This window comes from Dyella sp. SG609 (assembly GCF_012275375.1).
GTDB classification, from domain to species: domain Bacteria; phylum Pseudomonadota; class Gammaproteobacteria; order Xanthomonadales; family Rhodanobacteraceae; genus Dyella_D; species Dyella_D marensis.
Genome location: NZ_JAAZQJ010000001.1, coordinates 475,567 through 495,941, shown reverse-complemented (window position 1 = coordinate 495,941; position 20,375 = coordinate 475,567). Strand labels below are relative to the sequence as shown.

The 20,375-nt window shown below is 67.9% G+C and carries 15 protein-coding genes; 6 read left to right on the top strand and 9 right to left on the bottom strand.

The features are described from left to right. Positions 1–10: 10 nt before the first annotated feature. The 5 genes from FHW85_RS02170 to FHW85_RS02150 are packed head-to-tail and all read right to left on the bottom strand — an operon-like array spanning position 11 to position 7,589. On the bottom strand, positions 11–2,224 hold the full coding sequence (locus FHW85_RS02170) for a family 20 glycosylhydrolase (protein WP_168647158.1): 2,214 nt from the start codon (positions 2,222–2,224) through the stop codon (positions 11–13). Next, positions 2,221–3,273 (bottom strand): glycosyl hydrolase family 18 protein, encoded by a 1,053-nt coding sequence (locus FHW85_RS02165; protein ID WP_343203660.1) that lies wholly within the window; start codon positions 3,271–3,273, stop codon positions 2,221–2,223. Before FHW85_RS02165 ends, FHW85_RS02170 begins: the two co-directional genes overlap by 4 nt. Further along, positions 3,270–4,910: an alpha-L-fucosidase gene (locus FHW85_RS02160; protein WP_168647156.1), complete on the bottom strand. Its 1,641-nt coding sequence runs from the start codon at positions 4,908–4,910 to the stop codon at positions 3,270–3,272. The genes FHW85_RS02165 and FHW85_RS02160 overlap by 4 nt, the downstream gene beginning before the upstream one ends. Then, a complete protein-coding gene (locus FHW85_RS02155; protein ID WP_168647155.1) occupies positions 4,885–6,456 on the bottom strand; it encodes an alpha-L-fucosidase in 1,572 nt (523 codons plus the stop codon). Before FHW85_RS02155 ends, FHW85_RS02160 begins: the two co-directional genes overlap by 26 nt. A gap of 11 nt (positions 6,457–6,467) precedes the next feature. Then, positions 6,468–7,589, bottom strand: a complete 1,122-nt coding sequence (locus FHW85_RS02150; protein WP_168647154.1) for a glucokinase — start codon at positions 7,587–7,589, stop codon at positions 6,468–6,470. A 374-nt stretch (positions 7,590–7,963) separates the two neighbouring features. Between FHW85_RS02150 and FHW85_RS02145 the strand changes: the two genes are divergently transcribed. Genes FHW85_RS02145 through FHW85_RS02120 form a run of 6 tightly spaced genes read left to right on the top strand, consistent with a single transcriptional unit; the run spans position 7,964 to position 14,049 of the window. Further along, positions 7,964–8,926: an aldo/keto reductase gene (locus FHW85_RS02145; RefSeq protein ID WP_343203659.1), complete on the top strand. Its 963-nt coding sequence runs from the start codon at positions 7,964–7,966 to the stop codon at positions 8,924–8,926. Next, positions 8,923–9,798, top strand: coding sequence for an amidohydrolase family protein (locus FHW85_RS02140; protein ID WP_168647152.1), 876 nt, complete (start codon positions 8,923–8,925; stop codon positions 9,796–9,798). The genes FHW85_RS02145 and FHW85_RS02140 overlap by 4 nt, the downstream gene beginning before the upstream one ends. Before the next feature lie 37 nt (positions 9,799–9,835). Further along, a complete protein-coding gene (locus FHW85_RS02135) occupies positions 9,836–10,582 on the top strand; it encodes an SDR family oxidoreductase (RefSeq protein WP_167256792.1) in 747 nt (248 codons plus the stop codon). A gap of 10 nt (positions 10,583–10,592) precedes the next feature. Then, entirely contained in the window at positions 10,593–11,450 is an 858-nt protein-coding gene (locus tag FHW85_RS02130) for a fumarylacetoacetate hydrolase family protein (RefSeq protein WP_167256791.1), read from the top strand. A gap of 44 nt (positions 11,451–11,494) precedes the next feature. After that, a complete protein-coding gene (locus tag FHW85_RS02125) occupies positions 11,495–12,826 on the top strand; it encodes an enolase C-terminal domain-like protein (RefSeq protein ID WP_168647151.1) in 1,332 nt (443 codons plus the stop codon). Positions 12,827–12,840: 14 nt separating this feature from the next. Then, on the top strand, positions 12,841–14,049 hold the full coding sequence (locus tag FHW85_RS02120; protein ID WP_167256789.1) for an alpha-hydroxy acid oxidase: 1,209 nt from the start codon (positions 12,841–12,843) through the stop codon (positions 14,047–14,049). Between the two features lie 483 nt (positions 14,050–14,532). Here the strand turns inward: FHW85_RS02120 and FHW85_RS02115 are convergent, their stop codons facing one another. The 4 genes from FHW85_RS02115 to FHW85_RS02100 all read right to left on the bottom strand — a co-directional run bounded on the left by FHW85_RS02115 (position 14,533) and on the right by FHW85_RS02100 (position 19,857). Beyond that, positions 14,533–15,207 carry a phytanoyl-CoA dioxygenase family protein gene (locus FHW85_RS02115; RefSeq protein ID WP_168647150.1) on the bottom strand — a complete coding sequence of 225 codons (675 nt, stop codon included), beginning with the start codon at positions 15,205–15,207 and terminating at the stop codon, positions 14,533–14,535. Continuing rightward, positions 15,204–17,978 carry a TIM-barrel domain-containing protein gene (locus tag FHW85_RS02110; RefSeq protein ID WP_168647149.1) on the bottom strand — a complete coding sequence of 925 codons (2,775 nt, stop codon included), beginning with the start codon at positions 17,976–17,978 and terminating at the stop codon, positions 15,204–15,206. The genes FHW85_RS02115 and FHW85_RS02110 overlap by 4 nt, the downstream gene beginning before the upstream one ends. A 392-nt stretch (positions 17,979–18,370) precedes the next feature. Beyond that, positions 18,371–19,198 carry a hypothetical protein gene (locus FHW85_RS02105; protein WP_168647148.1) on the bottom strand — a complete coding sequence of 276 codons (828 nt, stop codon included), beginning with the start codon at positions 19,196–19,198 and terminating at the stop codon, positions 18,371–18,373. Between the two features lie 203 nt (positions 19,199–19,401). Continuing rightward, positions 19,402–19,857 (bottom strand): SRPBCC domain-containing protein, encoded by a 456-nt coding sequence (locus tag FHW85_RS02100; protein ID WP_168647147.1) that lies wholly within the window; start codon positions 19,855–19,857, stop codon positions 19,402–19,404. Between the last annotated feature and the right edge of the window lie 518 nt (positions 19,858–20,375).

The following is a 20,375-nucleotide window of genomic DNA, read 5'->3' as shown; positions in this document are numbered from 1 at the left end:
GCGCGCTCCCTCAGCGCGCCAGGATTTCGTCGACGAACGTCCAGGTATGGCGGTCGTCTTCCGCCGCATGGCGGGTCAATTCGATACGCAGATAGCGTGCGCGGAACGGCCGCGAAGCCGTATAGGCCACACGCTGTATATGGGCCACATGATCGCGTTCGATCGGCTTGATCTTCACGTCGCGCAGGGTGGTCCAGTGCTTGCCGTCCGCCGAGGCGGCGAAGCGCACCTTGCGCGGCCACCAGATCCAGGATTCGTCCTGCTGCAGCACGCCCACGCTCACCTCGTGCAGCTCGGTGACGCTGCCCAGGTCCAGGCTCAGCTTGGGGTCGAGCTCCTCCCAGCCCAGCCAGGCGCCGCTCTTGAACTCGCCGCTGCCCAGCACGCCGTCGGTGAGCGTGGCGGCGCCGTGGCCGCTGTAGGCGGCGTCGGGGGCCGGATCCACGCTGGCCGCCGCGCCGAAACTGGCGCTGCGCTCCAGCTGGAACGCGCGCGGATGGTCGTAGGCGCGGCCGCGGCGGAACGGCACCACGCGCAAGGTGCCGGGCTGTTTCAGGTCCAATACATCGGTGAACGAAGGCGAGGCCGCGGTGGGCTCGCTGCCGTCGGTGGTGTAGTGGGTGACCACGTCGTCGAAGCCGCGCTGCGCGCTGACCTGCCAGCCGTCGCGGGCGGCGTTGGCGGTGACCGTGTAGTCGGCGGTGTTGCGGTCTTCCGGTCCGTACGCCACCTGCCAGGCATCCAGCCGCGGATAGTGCGCGGCCAGGCGCTGGTGGAAATCCGCATAGGCCACCGCATCGGCGCTGCCGCCGCGCCACAGGCGCTCGGCGAAGGCGAGCAGGCGCGGATACAGGCGCTGCTCGGCGTTCAGCGGATCGGCGCGCTCGCTCCACAGCGGCGCCTCGGCGCCGAGCACCAGCTTGCTCTGCGCGTAGTCGGCATCGCCGAGCGGATCGACCAGGTAGAGCTTTTCCACGCTCAGCCGCGACAGCGGCGAGTCGAGGTAGTACGGGCTGGCATTGACGACGCGATTGCCGTTGGCGAACGCCTTGTGGAAGCCGGCATCGCCGCGCCACACCTCGACCACGGCGGCGGCGTCCACCCCGCCTTCCAGGACCTCGTCCCAGCCGATCATGGTCTTGCCCTTGCCGGCCAGGTACACCTGCATGCGGCGGATGAAATAACTCTGCAGGCCCGCTTCGTTTTCCAGGCCTTCGTCGCGGATCAGCTTGTCGCAGGCCTCGCAATGGCTCCACGCGCCGGCCGGCACTTCGTCGCCGCCGATATGCACGTAGGGCGAGGGGAACAGCGGCAGCACTTCGTCCAGCACGTTCTGCAGGAACACGTAGACGTTCTCGTCCGCCGGGCAGAACACGTCGCTGAACACGCCCCAGCCGGTCTGCACGGGAACCGGCTTCTTCGCGCAGGACAGCTCCGGGTAGGCGGCGATCGCCGCCGAGCTGTGGCCCGGCATCTCGATCTCCGGAATCACCATGATGTTGCGCTGGCGCGCGTATTCGACCACTTCGCGGATCTGGTCCTGCGTGTAGAAGCCGCCGTAGCGGCTGCCGTCGGCCTCGGTGCGCCAGGCGCCGACTTCGGTGAGCTTGGGATAGCGCTTGATCTCGATGCGCCAGCCCTGGTCTTCGGTGAGATGCCAGCGGAACACATTGAGCTTGTAGTAGCTCATCAGGTCCAGCTGCTTCTCGATAAAGGACACGGGATAGAAATGCCGGCCCACGTCGAGCATGTGGCCGCGGTAGACGAAGGCCGGCGCATCCTCGATGCGCACCGTTGGTATCGTTACCTTGGCCGATCCGGAAACATCCGCCGGGAGCAGCTGGCGCAGCGTCTGCACGCCCCAGAACAGGCCCTTGTCGGTGGCTGCGCGGATCTCGATGCCGCGCGGCGTGACCTCGAGGCGGTAAGCCTCTTCGCCGGCGATCTGCGGATCGAGCTGCAGCGCGATGCGCCGGCCCCGGCTGCCCATAGGCAGATCGAGGCCCGCCTGCGCCCGCACCGCGTCATGCAGGAAGGCGGCGATCTCCTTCGAGCGCGCATCGGCCGGCGCCTCGATGGCGACCTTCTTGTCCAGCACGAAGCTGCCCTTGCCCTCTTCCACCTGCTTCGGATACGGCAGCAGCGCCAGGCCCGCATGCGCGAACGCGCACCAGGCCAGCGCCAGCGCGCCCAAGCCCAGGCGCAAGGCCTTTTCCTTCCTCATCGCGTCGCCTCCGGCAGTGCATCCCATACCTTCGGATCCTCGGCGCCCAGCACCCAGGAGCAATAGCCCTGCAGGCCATATTGCTTGACCAGGGCCACGCGGTCGGCGAAGGCGCGCGCGTCGGGCAGGAACACCCATTCGCGCATGCCGTCGCGGTAGAACCAGAACCAGCTCTCGTGCTCCACCGGGTCCCACTGGATGGTGGCGCCGTATTGCCGGGCCAGCGGGAAGGACTCGTCCGCGTCGATGTACGAGGCGGCGATGTTCGATTCCTCCTTGCCGTCGTCGCGGCGCGGGTCGGCGGTGTACCAGTGATAGCCGTAGGTGGCGATGCCGACCGAGAGCTTGTCCTTCGGCACCAGGGTGAGCGCGTATTCCAGGTGCTGCACCGTCCACGGCATGCCGCCCACCGGGCCGGGCGTGGTCCAGCGCGTGTGCTGGTCGTAGGTCATCAGGCAGATCAGGTCGGCCGACTGGCCCAGCGCCTTGAGGTCGTAGGCGCCGCGCCAGAACTTCCACATCCACTGCGCGAAACCGCCGCCGCCCGCGTAGCCGGGCGCATTCGGCACCACCGCGATGGACAGCTGCAGGCCGTGCTTGTGCAGCGCTTCCGCGGTCTGCCTGGTCATCAGGCTGAGCGCGTCGCGGTCGTTCCAGTCGATGTTCTCGAAGTCGAACTGGAAGCCGAGATAACCGTGCTTTGTACCCTGCTCCACCAGCGCGGCGATCATCGCCTTCTTCGCCGCCTCGTCGTGCAGCAGCTGGTGGAACTTGTCGCGCACGCCGCCGGCCGAAAGGATCGGCATCACCGGCATGCGATGCTGTCTGGCGATCTGCATCACCAGCGGATTCGGCTCGCCGGAGACCAGGCCGCTTTCGTCCACGTGATACCAGGTGGGCACCACCACGCCGATCTTGCCGGCGTGCGCCTCGAACGAAGCCATCGATTTGGGCGTGTCCATCAGATAGAACATCGCGCCGGGAATGCGCGCACTGGCCAGCGCCGGCAGCAATAACAACAAGGCAAGCAGTAGCAGGCGCCGCATCACGGAGCCCCCAGTTCGATGCGCAGCACGTACGCGTATTCGCCGACCGGCTTGGCCGGCAGAGTCAGGTGCAGGCCGTCGTCCTGCTGCTTGAACGCCACCGCCTTGCCGTTGGCGAGCAGAGTCACCGCCTTCACGCCGTCGCTGGCCTTGACGGCGTGGATCACCGCCTTGCCGTCGGCCGGCCAGGCCAGCTCGATCGCGTAGAGCTTGTCGCCATGTTTGGTGAAGCGGAAATCCTGCGCGGTATTGGCCTTGCTCTTGGTGTCCTGGAACGAGCCGCCGACCACTTCGGTGGGGCCTTCGCCGAACTGGCGCCAGGGCGTGGTGCCGTAGATCGCCTCGCCATTGGTCTTCAGCCAGCGGCCGATGGAGTGCAAGGTGTCCTGCGCGGCCTGCGGAATGCTGCCGTCGGCGCGCGGGCCGATATTCAGCAGCAGGTTGCCGTTCTTGCTCACCACGTCGACCAGCAGCTGGATCAGTTCCTGCGGCTGCTTGTAGGTGTCGTGCTCGACGAAGCCCCAGGAATCGTTGCTGATCGAGGTGTCGGTCTGCCAGTGCGTGGGATTGATGCCGGTGAGGCGGCCGCGCTCCACGTCGTAGGTACCGGCGCCGTCGGCGAACTCGCCGAACTTGTAGTTGACCACCACGCCGCCGCGCGTGGCGCCCTGGTTGTAGTAGTAGGCCAGCATCTTCGGCAGCGAGTTGCGGAAAGTGGGGTGGCCGATCCACCAGTCGAAGTAGATGAGGTCCGGATGGTAGTCGTCGATCAGCTCGGTGGTGCGCGCCAGCCAGTCGTCCAGCCAGGCTTGCGAGACGTAGGTGAAGTCGCCGGAAAGATTGTCGCTGTCCGGGCCGCTCATGCGCAGCTGCGCGGGGCCGTAGAACTCGGCGTACTTGGGATCGTTGACGTCGGAAGCGAACTCGCGGCCGTTGCCCATGAACCAGTCGTGCTCGGCGCGATGCGAGGAGAGACCGAAGTGCAACCCTTCGGCGCGGATCGCCTTGGCCAGCTGGCCGATCACGTCGCGCTTGGGACCCATCTTCACCGCGGTCCAATCACTGAGCTTGGAGTCGTACATGGCGAAGCCGTCGTGATGCTCCGCCACCGGCACCACGTAGCGTGCGCCGGCATCGTGGAACAGCTTGGCCCAGGCGGCGGGATCGAACTTCTCCGCCTTGAACATCGGGATGAAGTCCTTGTAGCCGAACTTCGCCTGCGGGCCGTAGGTGGCCACGTGATGGGCGAATTCCTTGCTGCCCTGCACGTACATGTTGCGCGAGTACCACTCGCTGCCGAAGGCCGGCACCGAGTACACGCCCCAGTGGATGAAGATGCCGAACTTGGCGTCGTCGTACCAGCCGGGCGAACGGTAGCCCTGAAGAGAAGCCCAGTCGGCGCGGAACGGACCGACGGCTTCGCCCCTCTCCACCTCGGCCAGCAGCGCGCGGCGCTGCGGCTCGAACTTGGCGCTGGCCTGCTCCCACAGCTCGCTGTTGCGCCGCGGGCTCTGCGTCTTGGCGGTGGGCGCGGTGGCGTCCTGCGCGTGCGCGGCAAAGCCGGCGCAGGCGCACAGCAGCGCGGCGGCAAGACGGCGGCGCGGGCGGCGCGGCTCAGTGCAGTTCGATGCGATAGGCATAGGCGTGCGGTCCAGTGGGGAGAGTGGGGAGGCGCAGATGCAGGCCGTCGGCCTGCTGCTCGAAGGGAATGTCGGCGCCGCCGGCCAGCAAGGTGACGCGGCGTACGCGCTGATCGGCGCCGATCGAATGGATCACCGCGCGGCCGTCTTTGGGCTGGCCCAGCTCGATCGCATACAGCCGGCCGCCGCGCGTGGTGAAGCGGAAATCCTCGGCGGTGTAGGGCTTGGTCTTGCTGTCCTGCATGGTGCCCGCCGCCACTTGCGTCGGGCCTTCGCCGTAGCGCTGCCAGGGGCGCGTGCCGTAGATCGCCTCGCCGTTGGCATGCAGCCAGCCGCCCACCGCGTGCAGGATCGCCACCGCTTCCGGCGGCATGCTGCCGTCGCCCTTGGGGCCGACGTTCAACAGCAGGTTGCCGTTCTTGCTGACCACGTCGGCCAGCAGGTGCACGATCTCGTCCGGGTCCTTGTAGCTGTCGTGCTCGACATAGCCCCAGGATTCGCGGCTGACCGAGGTTTCGGTCTGCCACGGCTGGGGGCGGATGTCCGCGGCCTGGCCGCGCTCGATATTCAAGGTGCCGCTGCCGGCGCGCATGCCGTCCAGCTTGTAGTTGAGCACCACGCCCTGCCCGCGCGCGGCGGCCTGGTTGTAGTAGAACGCGGCGAAGCGGGCCAGGGCGCCGCGGAAGCGCGGCTGGTCCACCCACCAGTCGAAGTACATCAGGTCGGGCTTGTAGCCTTCGACGATCTCGCCGGAACGCGCCAGCCAGTCGTCGAGATAGGCGTCCGAAACGAAGGTCCAGTCGTGTTCCTTGCCGTCTTCGCCCTTGGCGCCCTGCAGCGGATGCGCGGGGCCGTACAGCGCGGCGTAGCGCGGGTCGTTGACGTCGGCATCGAACTGGCGGCCGAACGAGAAGAACCAGTCGTGCTCGGCGCGGTGCGAGGAAAGGCCGAGCTTCATGCCTTCGGCGCGCACGGCCTTGGCGAGCTGGCCGATCACGTCGCGCTTCGGGCCCATCTTCACCGCGGTCCAGTCGCTCAAGCGCGAGTCGTACATGGCGAAGCCGTCGTGATGCTCCGCCACCGGCACCACGTAGCGCGCGCCGGCTTCGCGGAACAATTTGGCCCACGCGGCGGGGTCGAACTTCTCCGCCGTGAAGCGCGGAATCAGCTCCTTGTAGCCGGCCTGCGCGCCGTAGGTGTCGACCTGGTGCTGGTGGTAATCGGCGTACTTGCCTTCGCGTTCGTACATATGGCGCGGATACCACTCGCCCTTGTACGCGGCCACCGAATACACGCCCCAGTGGATGAACACGCCGAACTTGGCATCGCGGTACCAGTCCGGCGCGCGGTAGTGGGCCAGCGTTTCCCAGTCGGGCGAGAACGGGCCTTGCCAGGCCTGCGCGTCGACGTCCTTCAGCAACGCGGCGCGTGCGCCGTCGTAAGGCCGGTTCGCCTCGCGCCACTGCGCTTCGATGGTGCGCGTATCCGGCGTGCCGGCGGCGGCCGCGAACGAGGCTGCGGTCAGCACCAGCGCCAGCGTTTGCATGGATGCCCGCATCACTGCCGCGCCGGCTGGTCCAGGTACCAGCTGGCGGCGCCGATCACGCCGAGCTGGCCGTGGTCGACCACGCGCACCGGCACGTTGTCCAGGAACGGGCGCATCACGCCCTTGTCGAGAAAACGTTCGACGAAACGGCTGGCGCGCACGTAGCCGGCAATGCGCGAGAGAAAACCGCCGGCGAGGTAGATGCCGCCGGTGGCCTGGTACAGCATGGCCAGGTCGCCGGCGAAGGAACCCAGCCAGCCGCAGAACAGGTCCAGCGTTTCCGTGGCGCGCGGATCGCTGCCGGCGATCGCGGCGGCGGTCACGGCCGCCGGTTCCGCGCACGCCGGCGCCTTGCCCTGCTCGCGGCACAGCGCTTCGTACACGCGCAGCACGCCGGGGCCGGACAGCACGGCTTCGTAGGAGATATGCGTATCGCGCCCGGCCAGCAGGCGCATCACGTCCTGCTCGCGGCCGACGCGCGCGGCGAGTTGCATCTGGCCGGCTTCGCTGGCCAGCACCACCGGCGGCGAACCCGGCAGGCGCACCGCGGCGCCCAGCCCGGTGCCCGGCCCGACCACCACGATGGGGCCGGGCGTGGATGCGGCGCGCGCGGCGGTATGCAGCACCGGCGCACGCGCGGTGTCGATATACGGCGCCGCGTGCGTGAGCGCGACGAAATCGTTGATCAGATGGACCTGGTCCAGCCGCAGCTCGGCGGCCAGCGCCGCCGGCTCGATGCGCCAGGGCAGGCTCTCGTTGATCAGCACGCCTTCGTGCGCGCAGCCGGTGCAGGCCAGCACCAGTTCGCGCGGCCGCATGGCCAGGCCGTCGAGGAAGGCGCGCACGATGGCGGCGAAGCTGGCGTGCTCGCCGCAGCGGAAGATCCGGTACGCCTGCACCACCGGGCCGCCCGCGCCGCTGCCCGGCGCCATCAGCGCCAGGCGTGCATGGGTGCCGCCGACGTCGGCGGCCAGGAACGGAGCGCGGCTGGCGGCCGCGCCGGTCGAGCGCGCACCATCCGGAGCCGCGGTGGGACGGCTGGGGCCGCGCCCTGCCGGAGGCAACGCGCCGAGCACGCTCTCCGCTGGCCAGATGGCCCCAGCGGGCGCTGAAGTGGTTTCGTGCCGGTCCACGCCAAACCTCCCCTTACTTCCCCAGATGCCGTCGCGGCGGCGATTTCACCGGCGAGCGGAACGTCGCCGACTTCACCGGCGAACCGATGGTTCATATTTACTTAGATCGTTTCAAGTCGCGTTGCAACACAAATTTCATCTGTCTTATGCACTGGCCGATTTCCACTTGTAAATACACATTTCATAGGTGCACACTGATTCGATACCCGGCGCGGGCATTTGAGAGGGGACCTGCGCATGGGCCAAAGTCCCCGTCCGAGCCCCCGTCCAGGCCGGTGCCGGGGGCGCCCAGCGAGCGGAGTTTCTGCATGGCCGATCCAGGCATTCCCAACCCGCGAGGCGCCGAGCGGCGCCCGCCCCGGCGAGGTCCCGCGGTGTCGCGGCTCGCCTTCGGCGGTGCCCCCATCGGCAACTTGTACGCGGGAGTGGATGAAGCGAGCGCCCGCCTGGCGGTCGAGCGCGCCTGGCAGCACGGCATCCGCCATTTCGACACGGCGCCTTACTACGGCTACGGCCTGGCCGAGGAACGCCTGGGCGACGCGCTGGCCGGCGTACCGCGCGCCAGCTACACCCTTTCCACCAAGGTCGGCCGCCTGATCGAGGACGCGCCCGGCCGCGACGCGCTGGCCGACGGCTTCGACGTGGCCGGCAAGCGCGCGGTATTCGACTACAGCCGCGACGGCGTGCGCCGCGCGGTGGAAGCCAGCCTGCAGCGCCTCGGCGTCGACCGCGTCGACGTGCTGCTGCTGCACGACATCGGCGCCCTCACCCACGGCGCGCAACACCCGCGCGTGCTGCGCCAGGCGCTGGACGAGGCCCTGCCCGCGCTGGCCGAGCTGCGCGCGCAAGGCGTGTGCGATGCGATCGGGCTGGGCGTGAACGAAGAAGCCGTGTGCCTGGAAGTGATGCCGCGCTTCGAGCTGGACGTGATCATGCTGGCCGGCCGCTACACCTTGTTCGAGCAGGAACACAGCACGCGCGTGATGGCGCAGGCGCTGGAACGCGGCGTGTCGATCTTCGCCGCCGCGCCGTACAACTCCGGCCTGCTCGGCGGCGAACGGCCGGGCGATACCTACAACTACGCGCCGGCCGACGCCGCGGTGCGCGCGCGGGCGCAGCGCTTCTACGACGTCTGCGCCGAAGCCGGCGCCAGCGTCGGCGCCGCCGCCCTGCAGTTCCCGCTGTTCCATCCGGCCGTGGCCACCGTGGTCTGCGGCATGCGCACGCCGGACGAAGCCGATGCCGCCGCCGCGCGCCGCGACGCGGCGCTGCCCGCAGGGCTGTGGCCGCGCCTGCGCGCCGCCGGCCTGCTGGGCGAACATGCCGTGACGCCATGAACGCGATCGACGCCCACCAGCATTACTGGCGCGTGCAGCGCGGCGACTACGGCTGGCTCGACGACGCGCCGCACGTCCTGCGCCGCGACTTCCTGCCGTTCGAACTCAACCCGCACCGCGCCGCCGCCGGCGTGCAGCGCGCGATCCTGGTGCAGGCCGCGCCGACCGAGGCGGAAACGCGCTTCCTGTTCGAGCTGGCGCAGGCGGACCGCGCCGTGGCCGGCGTGGTCGGCTGGGTGGATGTCGAAGCGGCGGACGTCGACGCGCGCATCGCCGCCCTGGTGCGCGATGGCAACGGCCTGCTGCTCGGCCTGCGGCCGATGGCGCAGGACATCGCCGATCCGGACTGGCTCGCGCGCCCCGGACTCGACGCCGCCTTCGCCAGCCTGCAGCGCCACGGCCTGGCCTTCGACGCGCTGGTGCGCCCCGATCAATTGCCCGCGCTGCTCGCGCGCCTGGAACGCGAACCGCAACTGCGCGCCGTGCTCGATCACGGCGGCAAGCCCAGCGTCGACGGCGCCGCAAGCTTCGAAGCCTGGGCCGCGCCGATCGCCGCCCTGGCCGCGCGCACTTCGCTGTACTGCAAGTTCTCCGGCCTGCTCACCCAGCTCGCGCCGAACCTGGCCGAAGCCGCGCTGGCGCCCTACATCGAGCACCTGTTCGCCTGCTTCGGTCCCGCGCGCCTGCTGTGGGGCAGCGACTGGCCGGTGCTCACGCTGCGCGGCGACTACGCGCACTGGTTCGAGCTGGCGCGCGCCTATGTGCAGCGCCTCGCCCCCGGCCACGAGGAAGCGATCTTCGGCGGCAACGCCGCCGCGTTCTATCGCCTCGCGCCGATTACTTATCCGCACCGCAAGGAGACCACGCCATGATCGCCCGCTGCATCGACACCACGCCGGAGCTGCCGGCATGAGCGGCCGCCTCGCCGGCAAGCATGCGCTGGTCACCGCGGCCGGCGCCGGCATCGGCCGCGCCACCGCCCTCGCCTTCGCCCGCGAAGGCGCGCGCGTGCTGGCTACCGACATCGACGAAAAAGCACTGGCCGCGCTTTCCGCCGAAGCGCCGGAGCTGCGCACCGAACGCCTGGACGTGACCGACCCGGCGCAGATCGACCGCCTGGTCGCCAGCCATCCGCCCTTCGACGTACTGTTCAACTGCGCGGGCTTCGTGCACGCCGGCACCATCCTCGATACCGACGACACGGCGTGGAAGCGCTCGTTCGCGATCAACGTCGACAGCATGTTCCACCTGTGCCAGCGCCTGCTGCCGGCCATGCTGGAGCGCGGCGGCGGCAGCATCGTGAACATGTCCTCGGTGGCTTCGAGCATCAAGGGCGTGCCGAACCGCTTCGCCTATTCGACCACCAAGGCGGCGGTGATCGGCCTGACCAAGTCCATCGCCGCCGACTTCGTGTCGCGCGGCATCCGCTGCAACGCGATCTGCCCCGGCACGGTGAAGACGCCCTCGCTCGGCGATCGCGTGCGCGCGCTGGGCGGCGACGAGGACGCGGTATGGCGCGGCTTTATCGAACGCCAGCCGATGGGACGCCTGGGCAGTCCCGAGGAAATCGCCATGCTGGCGCTGTATCTGGCTTCCGACGAAGCAGGCTTCACCACCGGCACCGTGCACATCGTGGACGGCGGCTGGTCCAACTGAGGAATCGAACATGAAACTGGTCCGCTACGGCGCCCATGGCAACGAGAAACCCGGCCTGATCGACAAGGATGGCGTGCTGCGCGACCTGTCCGGGCACGTCGCCGATATCGATCCCTACGTGATCAACCGCGAAGGCCGCGCGCGCCTGGCCGCGCTCGATCCCTCCACCCTGCCCGCGGTCGAAGGCACGCCGCGCTTCGGCGCCCCGGTGGCGCCGGTGAGCAAGATCATCTGCGTCGGCATGAACTACGCGCGCCACGCCGCCGAAACCGGCCAGCCGGTGCCGGCGCAGCCGGTGCTGTTCATGAAGGCCACCACGGCGATCATGGGCCCGAACGACGACGTGGTGATTCCGCGCGGCTCCACCTGCACCGACTGGGAAGTGGAGCTGGGCGTGGTGATCGGCGAGACCGCGCGCGACGTGCCGGTCGACGAGGCGCTGGCGCACGTGGCCGGCTATATCGTGATCAACGATCTCTCGGAGCGCGAGTTCCAGCTGGAGCACGGCGGCCAGTGGGTGAAGGGCAAGAGCTGCGACACCTTCGGCCCGCTCGGCCCCTGGCTGGTCACCACCGACGAAATCGCCGACCCGCAGAACCTGCACCTGTGGCTGGAAGTGAACGGCCACCGCTACCAGGACAGCAACACCAGCGACATGGTGTTCGGCGTGGCCAAGCTGGTCAGCTACATCAGCCGCTACATGACCTTGCTGCCCGGCGACGTGATCAGCACCGGCACGCCCGCCGGCGTGGGCCTGGGCCTGAAGCCCCCGACCTACCTGCGTCCCGGCGATGTGATCGAGCTGGGCATCGACGGCCTCGGCCGCCAGCGCCAGCAAGTGCACGCCCACCCGGCCGACGCGCGCTGAGCGCCGGCCCATCTTTTTCCAACCGGCAGAGGGAGGCCGGCCGCATGGCGACACGTGCTCCGGTGAAAATCACCGCGCTAGATACCTACGACATCCGTTTCCCCACTTCGCGCCAGCTCGACGGCTCCGACGCGATGAACCCGGATCCGGACTACTCCGCCGCCTACGCCGTGCTGCGCACGGACGACCCGGCGGGCCTGGCCGGCTATGCCCTGGCCTTCACCATCGGCCGCGGCAACGACGTGCAGAAGGCCGCGCTCGATGCGCTGCGCCCCCACGTGGTCGGGCTGACGCTGGACGAAGTGACCCATGACCTGGGCGGCTTCGCCGCGCGCATGGTCGGCGACTCGCAGCTGCGCTGGCTGGGGCCGGAAAAAGGCGTGATGCACATGGCCATCGGCGCGGTGATCAACGCCGCCTGGGACCTGGCCGCGCGCCGCGCCGGCAAGCCGCTGTGGCGCTATATCGCCGAACTGTCGCCGGAGCAGGTCGTCGCCGCCATCGACTTCCGCTATCTGAGCGACGCGCTGACCCCGGACGAGGCGCTGCAGATGCTGCGCGCCGCCGAACCGGCCAAGTCCGCGCGCATCCAACAGCTGCTCAAGGAAGGCTATCCCGCCTACACCACCTCGCCCGGCTGGCTCGGTTATACCGACGAGAAAATGCTGCGCTTGGCGCGCGAGGCGGTGGCCGATGGCTTCCGCACCATCAAGCTGAAAGTCGGCCTGAGCGTGGAAGACGACGTGCGCCGCTGCCGCCTGGTACGCGAAGCCGTCGGCCCCGGCGTGGCCATCGCGGTGGATGCCAATCAGCGCTGGGACGTGCACGCCGCGATCGACTGGCTGCGCCGCCTGGAAGGTTTCGACCTGGCCTGGATCGAGGAACCGACCAGCCCCGACGACGTGCTCGGCCATGCCGCGATCCGCCGCGCCGTGTCGGTGCCGGTGTCCACCGGCGAGCACACCCACAACCGCGTGATGTTCAAGCAGCTGTTCCAGGCCGGCGCGGTCGACCTGGTGCAGATCGACGCCGCGCGCGTCGGCGGCGTCAACGAGAACCTGGCGATCCTGCTGATGGCGGCGAAGTTCGGCGTGCGGGTGTTTCCGCATGCCGGCGGCGTCGGCCTGTGCGAGCTGGTGCAGCATCTGGCCATGGCCGACTTCGTGGCGATCACCGGCCGCAAGGACGACCGCGCGATCGAATTCGTCGACCACCTGCACGAGCATTTCGACGACCCGGTGACCGTCCGCGACGGCCATTACCTGGCGCCCACCGCGCCCGGTTTCTCGGCGCGCATGCACGAGCGCACGCTGGAGGAGTACCGCTTCCCCGACGGCCCCGTGTGGCAGGAACCGGCCGCGGCGGCAGCGGGCTGAGCAGGAGCCGACGCATGGCCACGCCCATCACCAACGTACTGGACCTGCGCGAACTCGCCCGCCGCCGCGTGCCGCGGGCGTTCTTCGAGTACGCCGACCGCGGCGCCTACGACGAGCTGACGCTGCGCGACAACCGCGCCGCGTTCGAGCGCATCCGGCTCCGCCAGCGCGTGATGATGGACGTGGACCAGCGCTCGCTCGCCACCACCGTGGTGGGCCAGCCGGTGTCGATGCCGCTGGCCATCGCGCCCACTGGATTGACTGGCCTGCAGCACGGCGCCGGCGAAATCCTCGGTGCGCGCGCGGCCTTGAAGGCGGGCATTCCGTTCTGCCTGAGCACCGTGTCGATCTGCTCGATCGAGCAGGTGCGCGCGGCGGTGAACGCGCCGTTCTGGTTCCAGCTCTACGTGATGCGCGACCGCGGCTTCGCGCGCGACCTGATCCGCCGCGCCAGGGATGCCGGCTGCTCCGCGCTGATGCTCACCGCCGACCTCACCGTGCAAGGCCAGCGCCACCGCGAGATCAAGAACGGCCTGAGCGTGCCGCCCAAGGTCACCCTGCGCAATCTGTTCGACATCATGAGCAAGCCGCGCTGGGCCTGGAGCATGGCGCGCGCGCCGAGCCGTTCGTTCGGCAACCTGGCCGGGCGGATCGAGGGCACGGGCAGCCTCACCACGCTGGCGCAGTGGATCGCCAGCCAGTTCGATCCCACGCTCAACTGGAAGGATCTGGAATGGATCCGCGAGTTGTGGCCGGGGAAGTTGATCCTCAAGGGGATCATGGATGAGGAGGACGCGCGGTTGGCGGCGGCGCATGGGGTCGATGCCATTGTGGTGTCCAACCATGGTGGGCGGCAGCTGGACGGGGCGCCGGCGAGTATCGAGGTGTTGCCGCGGATTGCGGACGCAGTTGGCGATGATCTCGAAGTTTTGTTCGATGGCGGCATTCTTAGTGGGCAGGATGTGTTGAAGGCGCTTGCCTTGGGCGCGCGCGCCGGGTTGATCGGCAAGGCGTTTCTTTATGGGTTGGGGGCCATGGGGGAGGAAGGGGTGGCGCGGACGATCGAGATCATCCGGAAGGAGTTGAGTGTGAGCATGGCGCTTACGGGGCAGACGGATGTGCGCCGTGTTGGGCGCGATGTGATTTGGCGGGATCATGCTGTGGCTGCGAGGCCGATGTTTTTGCCGTTGCCGGTGGGGTGTGGGCCGCAGGGGGCGCTGTAGTCTTTGTCCGCCGTAGTCTTTGCCCGCCGTAGTCCTCCCTACTCGTCATCCCGGCGTAGGCCGGGATCCAGTAGCGACTAGGTGTGGTTGTCGCGACTTGGCCGCTTATGCAGCGGGCATTTCGGACGCCTGCCGGCGCCCGAGTCACTTTCTCTTTGCTGGCCCAAAGAGAAAGTAACCAAAGAGAGAATGGCCTAAGAGCCAAGGCTCGCGACGCGACTAGAAGGAGCGGTGGGCGGCTGCGGTAACCTGATTAACCTGGGTCTACACGAAACGACGGTGCGTTTACGTAGCGGCTGCTTCAACGTGCCGTGGCCGAGAGGATTTTCAGGGGCTGAGGCCGGCTTTGGTTCTTCGTTCCTGCCTACCTCACGCTTTCACCCCTCTCCCCTCCGGGGAGAGGGCAGGGTGAGGGGCGGCTCTAGCGACAGCATTTCTATGAAGCGGAGAAAAGCGCTTCAAGCTTTTCTCGCTCTATCCCGCTCAGCGCGAAACGTAGTTTGGCCAGGCGACGCCATCTTCAAGAGGCGGGCTGTATAGAAAATGCAGCACGCGCCGCTGCCCTACCCCGCTCGCTTTGCCGGATGCATGAACCAGCAGTGGTCGCAGTACAAGCACGCCGCCTTTGGGGACGATGCAGCGGACCCGTGGCGCACCGAACTGCGCTCTTAGTGCCTCCATGGAAAGCCTGCCGCCGCGATGGGAGCCGGGCAACACCTCAAGTGGGCCGGTTGACTGGGCATCGTCGTCCAGTTGCAGCCGCACGGCGAGAAGTTGCTCCAGCAACGCCAGTGGCGGTTGAGCGAATGTTGTGCCCTCCTTGACCGACCAGCCGGACCATCCTGGCGCGTCCACGCGCTGCTGGACCGGCACGCTCAGGTCCTGGTGCGGGGTCACCGACCAGTTGGTGTCGGGAGTCTTGGCGAACAGTGTGCACTGCACGGCGCGCGCAGCTGCGGGCAACAGCGCGGCGATGGATGGGTGTTGTTGCAGTTGCGCCGCCATCTCCGCCACCGCCGGCTCGCGCAGAAGGCGGCGCGAGCCAGCACCGGTGTGTTCGCTGGCGTCAACGATCCCGAGCAGGCGATCGCAGGCCGCCGCGGTTACGGCATCGGGAATGATGACGTAACCCTGGGCGGCGAACTCGCGCTCGCTCAATGCCAACTCAAGCGCACCGCTTCGCGCACCGGGCGTGCTGGCACCGTTGCCGTCGCCACGCCTTCCTTTGCATTCCACTTCCACGCCGGCCCTTGCTTGCCGTCCACCGTCAACGCAGCGGGCTTCTTCGCCGTATGCAGGCGCAGCTCGTATGCGCGCTTCTGCACCTGCCCCTTGAACTCGCCCTGCGCGGCGTCGATCGTCAACTCATGCGTGCCATCCTGGCCGGTGCGGTGATGCATGGTGGTGATGGCGTGGCTGCCCTTGTCGTAATCCAGCGACACGCCGTCATCCTCGTACAGCGAGAAGTTGCCGTCGCCGTCGCCGAATACGTGCAGGATCAGCGTGTCCAGCGGCTTCGCGTCCGAGTAGTCGCTCGGCGGCTGCATCGGCACAATGGCGCCGGCGCGGGCGAATACGGGTATGTCGTCGGTGGCGTAGCGGGCGGTGAAGGTGGTGTCGCCCTGATAGCGCTTGCCTTTGAAGAAATCGACCCACTGACCGGGCGGCAGATAGACCGTGCGCTGGCCGCTGGTGTCGAGCACCGGCGCCACCAGCAGGTCTTCGCCGAAGAAATACTCGTAGGGCTGCTTGTAGGCCTCCTCCAGCTCCGGATGCTGCAGGTACAGCGGGCGCAGCAGCGGCAGTGATTCGGTATGCGCGATCCAGGCGTAGGAATAGATGTAGGGAATCAGCTGGGTGCGCAGGGTGAAGTACTTGCGCATCAGCGCCAGGCCCTTGTCGCCATACATCCACGGCATGCGCACATTGCCTTCGCGCGGATTGGCGTGGGCGCTGTGCATGCGCAGCAGCGGGCTGAAGGTGCCGAACTCGATCCAGCGGGCGTAGAGGTCGAAGTCGATCTTGGCGCCGTGGAAGCCGCCGATATCGTGGCTGATGTAAGGCACCAGCACATTGCCGCCGCGCGCGGTGAACGCCACTTCGTAGGCCAGCACCGGCCATTCCGAATAGGTGTCGCCGGTGAAGAAGCCCGGATAGCGCTGGCTGCCCCAGTCGCCGTAGCGGCCGAGGATAAAACCGCGCTTGCCGGTGGCCTGCGCGCTGAAGTCGTAGAACACCTTGTTGGTCCAGAACTGCGGATTGAGGCCCGGCATGCCGGTAGCCCCGCCACCGCCGTCCACCCACCACAGATCCACGCCCTGGCGCATCAGCGGCTCGTGCAGCCGGCGCATGAAGATCTCCGCTTCGCGCTGGTTGGACAGATCGAACGCGATGGGTTCCGGCGGATGCACGTCGCGCAGCGCCACCGGCCCGCGCAGCAGGCCGCCGCCGCCGCGGCCGGGTTCCACGCGCAGGGCGATATGGATCGTCTCGCCTGGCTTGGCCACCGCGGCGACGTCGGTATAGGTCAGCCGCTGCGGCCACTGGATCTGGCTGTGCTGCAGCTCCTGGCCGTTGACGAAGATGCGGTAGCTCCGGTCCACCTCGCCGAGCACCAGGTACAGCGTCTTGGGCAGATCGGCCGGCAGGCGCACGTCGGCGCGATACCAGGACACGCCCGCATAGTTCGGCTGGCCCTGCACCTGCCAGGAGCGGTCGGTCTGGATGCTCTTCCAGCTGCGCGCATCGAAGTCGGACGCGTACCACTTGGCGTTGATACCCACGTCGCGCGGATCGATCGCGAAACGCCAGCGGCCGGAGAGGTCCAGATCGAACGACGGCCGCACCAGCGGCGGCTTGCCCAGCGCCTCCAGCACGCCGGGCGCATGGCTGTCGTCGAAGGACAGGATGCTTTCCCTGGTATTGGCGTAGCCGGGATGGTCGTTGAGTCCCAGCTTCACGCCGCGCCCGTGCAGCCAGGTGACGAAGCGGTCCGGTTGCGCGATCAGCGGGCTCCAGTCGTAGCCGCCGTCCCAGCCGTAGTTGTGCCAGGCGAAATCCAGCACCAGGGTGTCGAACGGAATACGCGCGGCGCGCAGGCGGGTGACCTCGTCCTCAAGCATCTTCTGGTTGTAGCGCTGGAACGCCGGCTGCTTCGCTTCCGCGGTGCCTGGGAAGTACTCGAAGTTGAAATCGGTGATCCACGGGCCGAGCACGTAGCGCGGGATCATCGGGATCTCGCCGCTGAGCTGCGCATATTCGCCCAGCGCCTTGCGGTAGTCGTTGCCGTAGGCGAACAGATACCAGTCCTGCCCGCTGCGCTCCTTGCGCGGCTCGATCCATTGCGAAGCCTTGTTCCACAGCGGCGTGCCGCTGTCGTCGACGAAGGCGTAGCCGCTGCGGCTGAGCAGGCCGGGCTTGGCTTTTTCCAGCTTTACCTCGATGCCGGGGATGACGTCGTTCACCGGGCTTTCCAGCGGATTGCCGGTGAGGTTGGCCTTGCTGACGTTGTCCAGCGAATAGGTCAGGCCGCCGAGGTTCTGCGCGTCGTCCGCGCCGGGGTGCCACTCGCCCGGCTTGCCGGCGGTCCAGGTCACCTTGAGGTTGTCGGCGTTGAAGGGGCCGGAATTCAGGCGGTAGCGCAGGGTCATGGCGTCGGTGCCGGCCACCAGCCAGCCCTTCTCGCGCGATACGTGCACGGTCACCGGCGCCCAGTCGCGCTTCTGCATCACCGCGGTGGGCGCATCCACGAAGCTGCCGCCGGGCGAGTACTCCATGCGCACCAGGGTCGGCGTAAGAAAAGAGAAGCGCGCATGGTCGGCCACCACCACCGGCTGGCCGGACTTCACCGGCGCCTGGGTACAGGCGGCCAGGCACAGCGAAGCCAGCAGCACCGGCCAGGCGGGCCATCTCGGACGGCGAACGAACATCTTGTACTCCCCCTGCTTCAATGTCGGCGCCCGATGACACGGTCGTAGGCGTCGGCCAGGCGCAACGTCAGGCCGGCGCCGGGGCGCGCGTGGATATCGGGCGGAAGCTAGCGCAATGGCGGCAAGGAGTGGAGAGGCGCGAGCCGCCTTCGCAGGCATCTGCTGGCCTCGTCACATTCCTGGATGCGCGGCGCGGCCTTGGAGGGAGGCCAAAAAAAACCCCCGAGAAATCCGTCTCGGGGGAAGAACGACTGCGGTATGCGTCACCGCAGGAACGCACGGGTGGACGTCACGGACCCGCGCCTCGGAGAGCGCCGCCTTGGGTGCCGGGACAGGTGCAGCATGGACAAGCGCGAAGCCGCGCGCTATGCGGCGAACTCCGAAATTGCGGCTCAGCCGCCCATACCGGGCAGCGCATCGGCGATGCAATCGCGGCTGGCCCAGCCGCCGCCCTCGCCCGCTGCCGCCTGGATGCGCGGCCGCGCGCCATCCGTGGGCGGCATGGCCGAAACGGCGCGGTTGCGCGGATCGCGTGCGCTGCGCTCGTCGATCTTCACCATCAGGCCCGCGGCGATGTCCAGCCGCGCCGCGATACGGCTGCCGTCGGCGAACTGCACCAGCACGCTGACCACCGGGCTGCGCGCGCTGTCGGTCGTGCGCAGATAGGCGAGGCTGCGCCGGGTGATGCCGAGGTCCAGCGGAATCCGGCGCAGGATGTCCGCCTGCACGTAGCCTTCGAAATAGCGGCGCTGGCGCGCGTCCTCCAGCACGTCGTAGACCGAGATGCCGGGATCGGGATAGTCGGAAACCGGAATGACCTGGCGATTGAAATAGTCCACCGCCTCCCTGGCCGAATCGACGATGCGCAGCGTATAGGTCTTCTTCCAGCCCATCGGGGCGGTGTCGTGAAAGCGCAGCAGCTGGGCGAACGCCGATTCGACTTCCGGCTCGGTCCATTTGCGCCGCACGTCGTACGGCAGCGCCTGGCCCCAGCTGCGCGCCACGCCGTACTTGTGCAGGGTGCGCGTGGAGGGATCCCCGACATAGACCTCCGACCATGCCTGGCCGTGCTCGACGCGCCCGAGCATGGCTTTCTCCTGCTCCGGCGTGCATCCGTCGCACCAGTACAGGTCCGCCGCGGGGACCGCGCCGGAAAAACACAGGCAGGCTGCCCAGGCCATCGCCGCTAGCCGGCCGATCCAGAATCTGCTCGTTCCCATGCCGATGGCCTACAACGCTCTTCCTGCTCGCCTACAGCAACGTTCCAACAGCGGTGCGCGGAAAAGCAATCGGCGCGATCCAAAACACTAGGAAATGGATAAGGGACAGCAGATTGGAAAAGCAGGAAAAATCGCAGGAAAACCTAATGTGCGAGCGGCTTTCCGGCAGGACTCATTCAGTCAATTCTGATTTCTTAGGAATATCACGCATGCTTTTCGCCGCCATGGCGGGACGCCGCCTGCCGTGCGATCGCATCCAGCGTGCCGCCCCAGTAAAAGGCCAGGTGGCGGAAGATCACTTCGGTGGGGAAGCTGTGCGCCTCGAAGTCCAGCCGGGTCTGCTCGCCCAGCGCCGTAAGGCGAAACTCGAAGACGGTGTAGCTGGAGGGCTCGTCCGGCAGCCGGGATACGGAGCTCAGGTGCGTATAGCTCAGGCGCCGTTCCGGTTCGAAGGCCAGCACCGTGCCGCGGTTCTCGAAGCGGCCGGTGTGCACGCCGCGCACGCTGACCGCGCCGCCAATGCGCCAGTCCGCGCTTACTTCGAGTTTCATGGCGGGGTCGCCCATCCAGGCGCGCATGAGCTGGGGGTGGGTGAGGGTTTCCCATACGGTGGATGCGGGGGCGTCGATGATGACGGATTCGAGGATTCGGTTTGACATGGAGTGGTCTGATATGTGGTTGAGAAATATCGTAGCGTGCTTGGTGGCATATCAGAGTTCGCCTGATTCGGGGGTGCTCGTTGTGTTTGGTGGTGGTGTCGTTTGGTTGTCGTGTTGATGTCTTCTGGTCTCGCCGTTGGCGAGGGTTTCGCCCCGCTGCCGCGGGGCGAGTTACTTTTTCTCTGCGTGCCCAGAGAAAAAGTAACCAAAAAGAGAGGGCACCCTGCTTGGCGCCCTCAGCAGCAAAGCTGCTGAGGGTCCGTGAGGGCTGGCCGGGCTTTTTGACAGGGCATCCATGCCCTGATCAAAAAGGCGAGGACGTCCTGTCCTCGCCCCCTTCGGGGCCTGATCGTCCAGCCCTCACCGCCGGCGCCAAGGGGACCCGGTAGATCAAGAGCCAAAGCGTGCAAGCGGAACGCTGCGGCTGCGCCGCATGCTCTTCGCTCGATTTTCGCCCCGCCCTCCATCCCCCTCTCCCCTCCGGGGAGAGGGTCGGGGTGAGGGGCCGGTCGGAGCGA